This is a genomic window from Hymenobacter glaciei (assembly GCF_039539585.1).
GTDB classification, from domain to species: domain Bacteria; phylum Bacteroidota; class Bacteroidia; order Cytophagales; family Hymenobacteraceae; genus Hymenobacter; species Hymenobacter glaciei.
The window spans coordinates 103,423-112,634 of record NZ_BAABDK010000012.1 but is presented as its reverse complement, the minus strand read 5'-3'; the positions used below and the strand labels follow the sequence as shown (position 1 = coordinate 112,634).

Here is a 9,212-nt window from a genome sequence, read left to right as displayed (position 1 = left end):
CTACGATAAAACGGCCAGCAGCTTTTTGGGAATGGTGCACTTCGTTTCGGCCCTGTTGTGGCTCCGCTAATTGTCCGTGCAACCTAAGAAAACGCTGTATAAAATTCTGGCTTTTTTCAGCAAAAGAGTGGCTCTGGCCGCTCTTTTTGCGTATCGGGCACCCCGGCCTATTGTTCGACTCACACCCACTGTGCACTGGTTTGCAATTTTTAGCTTTCTTTACTTCTCACAGACCTACTGATGTTGACGTCGCGGGCCGGATTATTCACCTTTTCACCTTCCTCTATCTGATGTTAGACTACGTGAAAATGATTTTGCTGAAAGTAAGCTTCAGCAAGGCGCTGTTCGAAAAAGAATTGCGCAAAGCCCTCAAAATGCTGCAGCCAGCCGAGTTGCCGGATTTTCGCACCTGGTGCTACCAGCAGTTTTCGCGCCTCTATCGTCGTGTTCTCAAACGGGTTTTCGGCGAACTCAGCCTGGGAGCATAGCAGGAAGCCAACAGTAGCCCGCGCATAAGCACTATTGCGGCGGAACCTCGCTTATAAACCGGATGTTGCGCTTGAGGCCCTCGTAACCGGTGCGCTTCACGGCCGACTGGCGGAATAGCTCGGAGAACAATTCGTGGGTGATTTCGCGCCAGTCGCCGGGCGTAAGGTCTTTAAGGCCCGGAGCAGGGTCGAACTGGGGCTCGCTATGTGGCTTTGAGAAGCGGTTCCAGGGGCACACGTCCTGGCAGATGTCGCAGCCGAAAATCCAATTACCGAACTGTCCGGCTACTTCGGTCGGAATCTGGTCCTTCAGTTCGATGGTGAAGTAGCTGATGCACTTGCTGCCGTCCACCACGTAAGGCTCGGTGATGGCCTGCGTGGGGCAGGCGTCAAGGCATTTCGTGCAGGTGCCGCAGTAGTCGCGGATGGGCCCATCGGCGGGCAACTCTACGTCCACAATCAGTTCGGCAATGAAATAGAAGGAGCCCGTGCCTGGGGTTATTAGGTTGGCGTTTTTGCCTACCCAGCCAAGGCCGCTCTTCTTGGCCCAGGCCTTGTCCAGCACCGGCGCCGAATCGACGAAGCAGCGGCCACCAATCTGGCCAATTTCAGCTTCCATATCGCCCAGCAGCGTCTTCATCTTGTCTTTGACGACAAAGTGGTAGTCGCGGCCGTAAGCGTATTTACTAATTTTGAGGGTATCGTCGGGCTGCTGGTTTTCAGGCGCGGGGTAGTAGTTGAGCAGCAGCGAAATCACCGATTTTGCGCCGTCCACCAGCAGGCGCGGGTCGAGGCGTTTGTCGAAGTGGTTTTCCATGTAGCCCATCTTGCCGTTCATGCGGCGCGTGAGCCAGGTTTCGAGGCGCGGGGCTTCTTCTTCCAGAAACTCCGCCTTCGAAATGCCGCAGGCCATAAAGCCCAGCTCCGCCGCGCGGCGCTTGATGAAAGGGGCCCATTCGGACTGTGGAAGCATTGGCAACAGCTAAGGAAACACCTAAAAATAGTCATCCTGAGCGCAGCGAAGGACCTTATCACCTCTGAACACCACCACAGCATTTCGGTGCGGCAAATCGTTCTAGGGTGATAAGGTCCTTCGCTGCGCTCAGGATGACAAATATGAAACCGCTTTAGCCCTGGGTAATCTCGTCAAACAAGCTAGCGCCGTTGTTGCCGCGCAGGTGGTTGGGTAACAGGCGGCCCAAGTGCTGGTAAGCGGCTTCGGTCGCCTCCCGGCCGCGCGAGGTGCGCTTGATGTAGCCTTCCTGAATCAGGAACGGCTCGTACACTTCCTCGATGGTTTCGCCCTCCTCGCCGCAAGCCGTGGCAATGGTGCTGATGCCCACCGGGCCACCCTTAAACTTGTCGATAATGGTGGTGAGAATGCGCTTGTCCATGTCGTCGAGGCCGCGGGCGTCCACGTCGAGGGCATTCAAAGCAAACTGCGCAATATCGACCGTGATGGTGCCGTCGCCTTTGATTTGAGCGAAGTCGCGGGTGCGGCGCAGCAGGTTGTTGGCAATGCGGGGCGTACCGCGCGAGCGGCGGGCAATTTCGAAGGCCGCATCCTCGTGAATGGGCGTGCCGAGAATCTCCGCCGAGCGTTTTACAATGCTGGTAAGCAGCTTCGAATCATAGTACTCCAGGCGGGCCGAGATGCCGAAACGGGCGCGTAGCGGCGCCGTGAGCATGCCCGAACGCGTGGTAGCGCCCACGAGGGTGAAGGGCGACAGCGAAATCTGCACCGAGCGGGCATTAGGGCCCGAGTCGAGCATGATGTCGATGCGGTAGTCCTCCATCGCTGAGTACAGGTACTCTTCCACCACGGGGTTGAGGCGATGAATTTCGTCGATGAACAGCACGTCGTGCGGCTCCAGGTTGGTGAGTAGGCCGGCCAAGTCGCTGGGCTTGTCGAGCACCGGGCCGCTGGTCATTTTAATGCCCGCACCTAGCTCGTTGGCGATAATGTGCGAGAGGGTGGTTTTGCCCAAGCCGGGAGGGCCGTGTAGCAGCACGTGGTCGAGGGCATCGCCGCGCTGCTTGGCGGCGGCCACGAACACCTTCAAGTTTTCCAGAATCTTTTCCTGGCCGGTAAAGTCGTCGAACGACAGCGGCCGCAGGGCCTTGTCGATGTCCTTGTCGGTGGCGTCGAAATGTTCGTTTTCGCCAGTGAGGAAGGCTTCGCGCATAATGTTATTGCTAAAATGATTGGTCGGCGCTTGCTAAGCTATTGAGTAACTGTTTTGGAAGCAGAAAAGCTCCCTTCGTGTCGATAATTGTCCTCCCAAGCGCCATTTGTCATCCTGAGCTTGCGAAGGACCTTATCACCTAAGAACCGTTTGCATTAGGTGAGTTGGCGCAAGATTGATAAGGTCCTTCGCAAGCTCAGGATAACATGAAGTGCCCAGAATTACCTCAATTACTCGTGTAGTAGCACTTCAATATCCAGATGCAGCCAGTCGGTTTCCCAGGATTTGTGGTTGAGGCGGGCCGAGAGGTGCTTGCCGGCGTCGAGCAGGCGAGCCACGGTTTCGTTGCGGCCCTCGGGCAGGTAACCCAACCACACGTTGGCCGGGTCGGTGGCGGGAGCAGTGTGTACCTGCACGGCCCAGTCGTCGTACTTGCTGTCCACTTCACGGGTTAGGTGCAGGGCCTGGCCTACTTGTAACTTGGGTTCGTACTTCTCCAGATTGGGGCGATGCGAAGTCCCCGCCACGAGGCATTCAAGCAACACAAGGGGGTCAGAAGTAGGGACGATTTTCATCATGGGGCCAAATTACGGTACGGGCGGCGGGTTTTGCTGAGCGCGACGACTTTAGTCCAGGCCCAAATCGTTGGTGAAGCTGCTGCCAAGCCGGACTTCCTCAACGCTTAGCCCGCATTGGTCGCAGGTGAGACCAATGACGGCCTGTTCCACGTCGTATTGATTGTGGTACGGTGGCGGCAGCAGCAGCTCGAAATTCAGGGCTACGGTCCAGTCGATGAGCTCGCCCAGAGTGCTGGTGCTCAGGGCGGGCCGGGGCGGCAGCCTGTCGCTGCCAAACAGCCGGGCCAGCCAGCCAAGGGCCGGGGTGGAGGGAACCAGGGGCAGCCCTGGCAGCTTCAGGCCATGCTGGGCCTGCAACTGAGCAGCGGAGTCTTTCCAAGCAGATGGGTCGGGCCGCAGCGGCAGCAGCGGCGTCGCTTCAGCCACTGCGGCGGCCAGGGTAGCGGGTAGCGAAAATAGCGCCCGCAGCTGCGTGGCCACCGCCGCACGGGCAGCCGAATCGCGCCGGCCGGTGGTGCCCAGCTGCTGGCCTAGCCACGCAGCCATCTCGCCCACAGTACCGATACGCTCAGCCACCCGGTCGGGAATAACCAGTCCAAAATGCTTTTCGAAGTTGACAATCAACTCTACGGTATCGAGTCCCATAATCGAACCTATGCCAAGTAGATAATAAGCGCCTGCCCCTGCGTCGCAGCCCGCCGTAGAAACCCGCGCAGCCCGGCGGCGGCCTCAGTTAGAAATCCGAAGTTGTTTTCGGCCTCATCTGGCCGTTCCCATATCCCAGGGTAAATATCGAGCCGGGTCATCTCGGCGGGCTGGTAGCGCAGCTCGATTTCGGCCGGCGTAAGGGCCGCCACAGCGAAATTGAAAGCGGCGACCTGCGCAGGCATCAGGATGCGGGCGGGGCCATAGCCGAAGACATCGTGCTCTTCCTCGTCGCCTACCTGCTCTCCGCCGGCCAGCAGGTAACAGGCAGGTTCGGTACCAGCCCAGGCCGTCCCCGTGAGCAGGTAGTGTAGGCCATGCCAGGCCTTATCCAAATTAAGGTCTTCGCCTTGGGCGGCTTTGGGCAAGCGGCCCGATTCGACACGTTCGGCGTAGTGCAGCACTCGGTCAGGGTCGGCAAGCAACTGGCTGGCATAGTCGGGATTGAGCTGGCGCAGCTCGCAGTACATTCCCATATAATAATCAACTGAATCAGCAGCCACTCTTACCATAGTGGTAGCGAGGGCCTATTAGGCTGCCAAACTACACCGCAGTTTATCTTTAAAGCGTTTCACGCTTTCACCCTGTCCCGATTTCTCATGAAAAAGATGTTTCTCTCCGCCGCATTGGCGCTGGCCGTGGCCGGCTCGTGGGCGTTTTACCCGAAGGCTCCGGCTGATGCTTCAGGTTATATGATGGTCATCAGCCGCTTTACTGGCGGCGGCTTCAGCGCCAAAAACACCATTTCTGTCATTACTCCTGAGGGGCAGATTCAAACGCAGGAGGCCGACGCCAAAACAGGTACTATAACCAAGGTAGCCAGTTCTTTCGACCAGATGCACCTCACTGAGCTGAAAAAAATCAATGAACTTCAACAGGTGGGCTGGCGCGTGGTTAATTCTACACAAAACAGCGTGGGGAATGGAGCCATCACCGAAACCATCTACCTGCTGGAGAAACGTTAATAAACAAAAGCGGCCACCCCATTGCTGGAGCGGCCGCTTTTGTTTTTGCAGTTGATAAGCTACATCATGTACCAAGCCTACTTGAACGCCTGAATGCCCGTAATATCCGCCCCCGTAATCAGCAGGTGAATGTCGTGCGTGCCCTCGTAGGTAATCACCGACTCCAGGTTCATCATGTGTCGCATGATGGGGTACTCGCCCGTGATGCCCATGCCGCCGTGAATCTGGCGGGCTTCGCGGGCCACGTGCAGAGCCATGTCCACGCTGTTGCGCTTGGCCATCGAAATCTGCGCTGAAGTGGCTTTGCCTTCATTTTTGAGCACCCCGAGGCGCCAGGCCATGAGCTGGGCTTTGGTGATTTCGGTAATCATCTCGGCCAGTTTCTTCTGCTGCAGCTGGAAGCCGCCGATGGGCTGGCCGAACTGTTCGCGCTGCAGCGAGTACTTCAGGGCCGACTCGTAGCAGTCGATGGCCGCGCCGATGGCTCCCCAGGCAATGCCGAAACGGGCCGAATCGAGGCAGGACAGCGGGCCTTTCAGGCCGTCGATGTTGGGCAGAATGTTCTCCTTGGGGATTTTCACGTCCTCAAACACCAGCTCGCCGGTGCAGGAGGCGCGCAGGCTCCACTTGTTGTGAATTTCGGGCGTTGAGAAGCCTTCCATGCCGCGCTCCACAATCACGCCTTTGATGCGGCCTTGCTCGTTTTTGGCCCACACCACGGCCACCTGGCACTCGGGCGAGTTCGAAATCCAGAGCTTGGCCCCGTTCAGCAGGTAATGGTCGCCCATGTCCTTGAGGTTGGTGGTCATGCCGCCGGGGTTCGAGCCGTGGTCGGGCTCCGTCAGGCCGAAGCAGCCGAGCCACTCGCCGCTGGCGAGCTTGGGCAGGAATTTCTTGCGCTGCTCCTCGGAGCCGTAGGCGTAAATCGGGAACATCACCAGCGAGCCTTGGACCGAGGCGGTGGAGCGCATGCCCGAGTCGCCGCGCTCAATTTCCTGCATAATCAGGCCGTAGCTGATGTAGTCGAGGCCGCCGCCGCCGTACTCCTGCGGGATGGTGGGGCCGAACGCGCCCACATCGCCAAACTTGCGCACGATTTCCGAAGGGAAGTGCGCGTCCTGCGCCCATTTCTCGATGTTGGGGTTGATTTCCTTTTTGACGAAGTCGCGGATGGACTGGCGAATGAGCAGGTGCTCTTCGGTCAACAAACCGTCGAGGTCGAAATAATCGGTGAAGCCGTTGGCGTTGGTGCTGCCTTTTTGGGCAGTGTGGGCTTTGGATTCGGGGGAGAGAACGTCTGCTTCCGAGGACATGGGTGGGGTGGTGAGGTGGGGATTCGGACAAAGATAACAGGCGGGCGGAAGGAGTGTTGCCTCAGGTTGGCAACAGTCCTTAACCGCCTGCTGCCCGGAATCCCCTACCGGCTATCGCTGCCTGCGAACCACTAGCGGAATAGAGGTGTTTAGATTCAGTATCTTTGCAGTCTATCTGATTATTTTCCGAACACCCGATGCTCGATAAACTAGAAGCCATCAACCAGCGCTACGAAAACGTCAACGAGGAGTTGATGCAGCCCGACGTGATGTCGGACCTGAAGCGCTACAAGTCCCTGAACAAGGAATACAAGGAGCTGGGCAAGATTGTGGCCCAGTACCGCAACTACCAGGGCGTGCTCAGCAACATCGAAAACGCCCGCGAAGTCATTGCCACCGAAAAGGACCAGGACTTCCGCGAAATGGCCAAGGCCGAGCTCGACGAGTTGCAGCCCGAACAGGAGCGCCTTGAAGAGCTCATCAAAGACCTGCTGCTGCCCAAGGACCCCAACGACTCGAAGGACGTCATCATGGAAATCCGGGCCGGTGCGGGCGGCGACGAAGCCGCCATTTTTGCTGGCGACCTGCAGCGCATGTACATGCGCTTCGCCGAAAAGCAGGGCTGGAAGATGGAGTTGATTGACGCCATGGACGGCACCGCCGGTGGCTACAAGGAAATCATCGTGGCCGTGCGCGGCGAGGACGTGTACGGCAAACTCAAGTTTGAAAGCGGCGTGCACCGCGTGCAGCGCGTGCCGGCCACCGAAACCCAGGGCCGCATTCACACCAGCGTGGCTTCCATCGTGGTGATTCCGGAAGTGGAGGAATTCGACGTGGAGCTGAACATGGGCGACATTCGGAAGGACTACTTCTGCTCGAGCGGTCCCGGCGGTCAGTCCGTGAACACCACGTATTCGGCCGTGCGCCTCACCCACTTGCCTTCGGGCCTCGTGGCCCAGTGCCAGGACCAGAAATCGCAGCTCAAAAACTTCGACAAGGCCCTGGCCGTGCTCCGCTCCCGCGTGTACGACATGGAGCTGGCCAAGAAGAACGAAGCCGACGGCATCGTGCGCAAAAGCATGATTGGCGGCGGCGACCGTTCCGATAAAATCCGGACTTATAACTACCCGCAGGGCCGCGTGACCGACCACCGCATCGGCTACACGGTGTACAACCTGGCCAGCGTGATGGAAGGCAACGTCGACGACTTCGTGGAGCAGCTCCGCATCGCCGAAAGCGCCGAGCGCCTGCAGGAAGGCGTCACGAAATAAGCGTGGGGCGGGGCTGGTTTTACTGGTCCCGCCGCTGCTGCTGCAATACCAAACCGGCTTTATCGTTTCGTGGGGGCGCTGCCCCTTTTGCTGCGCCCCTGCTTATGCGCTACCTCTTCCCGCTGTTTCTGGTACTGAGTTGCCTGCTCACTATCCTGCCCGGCTGCGAGCCGAAGGAGGACCTGATACAGACCACCGGCCGCCTGGAATTCGACCAGGACACGGTGCTATTCGACACGGTTTTTACCACCATCCGCACGGTAACGAAGCGGCTGTGGGTGTACAATCGCAACAGCGGCGCGGTGAAGACAGACATCAGCCTGGCAGGCACGGCAGGCACCACGTATTCGCTGATTATTAACGGCGACGCGGGCGTGGCGCAGAGTGGCGTCCTCATTCGCGGCAACGACAGCCTGCAGGTGCTGATACGAGCCGTGCTCGGCGACAACGGCCAGGCCACCGCGCCCAAGAAGTTTCTGGTAGAAGACCAAGTGAACTTCCGCACCAACGGCAACGACCAGAACGTGAAGTTGGTCGCTTATGGCCAGAACGCCTATTTCCACCGGGCCGACCTCATTCTGACCAATACTACTTGGCGTACCGATAAGCCTCATGTCATCATTACGGCGAGCCGGGTGATAGTGCAAGGGCAACCGCCCCTTGTGTTTGGCGTGCTGGTTGGCGAAAACATCACGCTCACCATTCCGAAAGGGGCTCGCATCTATAGCCACGCCGGGGCTTACCTACAAGTGAATGGGACCCTGCGTGTGAACGACAACTTTGTGCCGGGCACTGGCGCAACCGATACAGTTAAAGCTAACAACCCTAATATCGTGCGCTTTCAGGGCGACCGGCTGGAAACTTATTATGATGATATCCCTGGTCAATGGGGTGGCATTGTGTTCACATCCACCAGCCGCAACAACAGCATCCGCTACGCCGAAATCAAGAACTCCACGTTCGGGGCCCTGTTGCTGAACCCTGAGGACAAGCTTCCTCGCCCGGACCTGACGTTAACCAACACGGTCATCCGCAACATTTCGGGCTCCAACCTCTCGTTTGCTAACACAACGGCCACCTCCGGCGGTGGCGTCATCAGTTACTCGGGCAACCTGACGGCCACCAACTGTCTGTTCACCAACTGCGGCGAATATGCCGTGGCTGGTGTGGGCGGGGCGTACGACTTCAATTTCTGCACCTTCGCCAACTATACGCCCGCTTTCCGCCGCGAAACTCCTTCGCTTGGCTTCACAAACGTTAACGCCCTGAACGCGAAGAGCCCGCCGCTTAGCCTCAGCCTCAGCCTTCGTAATTCCATCGTGTGGGGCTCCAACCTTGGTCTGGGCACCATCGATGACGAGCTTTTCCTCGAGAATTACCCGCAGTACGTCAGCAACGTCAGTATCCGCAACACCCTGCTGCGCACCAAGGACTACGCCAGTACGCCCGCCGTGGTGGGCGCGCCCGGCATCAACCTCCTGAATGTGGACCCATTGTTCGTGCGCACGGCTCTTATCAGCAGTCGGCCCGACTACACCTTGCAGGCCACCTCGCCGGCCAACGCACCCCGCCGGCCAGCCGCCGGCAACGTCCCGCCGCGCGACCTGCGCAACCTGCCCCGCCCGGCCACCGGTCAAACGCAGCCTGCCCTGGGAGCCTACGAGCACAAGTAGTCCCATAGTGCGGGCTTTGCTAGTTCACTCACT

The 9,212-nt window shown here is 58.6% G+C and carries 10 protein-coding genes; 4 read left to right on the top strand and 6 right to left on the bottom strand.

All coding sequences use genetic code 11. The features are described 5' to 3' along the window. A partial coding sequence (locus tag ABD837_RS07685; RefSeq protein WP_345052449.1) for a hypothetical protein occupies positions 1-488 on the top strand: 488 nt, incomplete at its 5' end. Positions 489-519: 31 nt separating this feature from the next. On the opposite strand, the gene queG is transcribed toward ABD837_RS07685, so the two are convergent. The 5 genes from queG to ABD837_RS07660 all read right to left on the bottom strand — a co-directional run bounded on the left by queG (position 520) and on the right by ABD837_RS07660 (position 4,433). Further along, positions 520-1,461 carry a tRNA epoxyqueuosine(34) reductase QueG gene (gene queG, locus ABD837_RS07680; protein ID WP_345052447.1) on the bottom strand — a complete coding sequence of 314 codons (942 nt, stop codon included), beginning with the start codon at positions 1,459-1,461 and terminating at the stop codon, positions 520-522. Positions 1,462-1,615: 154 nt separating this feature from the next. Beyond that, positions 1,616-2,674 carry a Holliday junction branch migration DNA helicase RuvB gene (gene ruvB, locus ABD837_RS07675; RefSeq protein WP_345052444.1) on the bottom strand — a complete coding sequence of 353 codons (1,059 nt, stop codon included), beginning with the start codon at positions 2,672-2,674 and terminating at the stop codon, positions 1,616-1,618. A 230-nt stretch (positions 2,675-2,904) separates the two neighbouring features. After that, the gene (locus ABD837_RS07670) at positions 2,905-3,252 is read right to left on the bottom strand and encodes an HIRAN domain-containing protein (protein WP_345052441.1); all 348 of its coding nucleotides are present in this window, start codon (positions 3,250-3,252) and stop codon (positions 2,905-2,907) included. Positions 3,253-3,300: 48 nt separating this feature from the next. Next, a complete protein-coding gene (locus ABD837_RS07665) occupies positions 3,301-3,897 on the bottom strand; it encodes an acyl carrier protein (protein WP_345052438.1) in 597 nt (198 codons plus the stop codon). A gap of 8 nt (positions 3,898-3,905) precedes the next feature. Beyond that, positions 3,906-4,433 (bottom strand): YfbM family protein, encoded by a 528-nt coding sequence (locus ABD837_RS07660; protein WP_345052435.1) that lies wholly within the window; start codon positions 4,431-4,433, stop codon positions 3,906-3,908. Positions 4,434-4,556: 123 nt separating this feature from the next. On the opposite strand from ABD837_RS07660, the gene ABD837_RS07655 reads away from it, so the two are divergent. Further along, the gene (locus ABD837_RS07655; protein WP_345052432.1) at positions 4,557-4,922 is read left to right on the top strand and encodes a hypothetical protein; all 366 of its coding nucleotides are present in this window, start codon (positions 4,557-4,559) and stop codon (positions 4,920-4,922) included. Positions 4,923-4,999: 77 nt separating this feature from the next. On the opposite strand, the gene ABD837_RS07650 is transcribed toward ABD837_RS07655, so the two are convergent. Continuing rightward, positions 5,000-6,235: an acyl-CoA dehydrogenase family protein gene (locus ABD837_RS07650; RefSeq protein ID WP_345052429.1), complete on the bottom strand. Its 1,236-nt coding sequence runs from the start codon at positions 6,233-6,235 to the stop codon at positions 5,000-5,002. A gap of 197 nt (positions 6,236-6,432) precedes the next feature. Between ABD837_RS07650 and prfA the strand changes: the two genes are divergently transcribed. Then, positions 6,433-7,506 carry a peptide chain release factor 1 gene (prfA, locus tag ABD837_RS07645; RefSeq protein ID WP_345052427.1) on the top strand — a complete coding sequence of 358 codons (1,074 nt, stop codon included), beginning with the start codon at positions 6,433-6,435 and terminating at the stop codon, positions 7,504-7,506. A gap of 104 nt (positions 7,507-7,610) precedes the next feature. Beyond that, the gene (locus tag ABD837_RS07640) at positions 7,611-9,179 is read left to right on the top strand and encodes a hypothetical protein (protein ID WP_345052424.1); all 1,569 of its coding nucleotides are present in this window, start codon (positions 7,611-7,613) and stop codon (positions 9,177-9,179) included. Positions 9,180-9,212 lie beyond the last annotated feature (33 nt).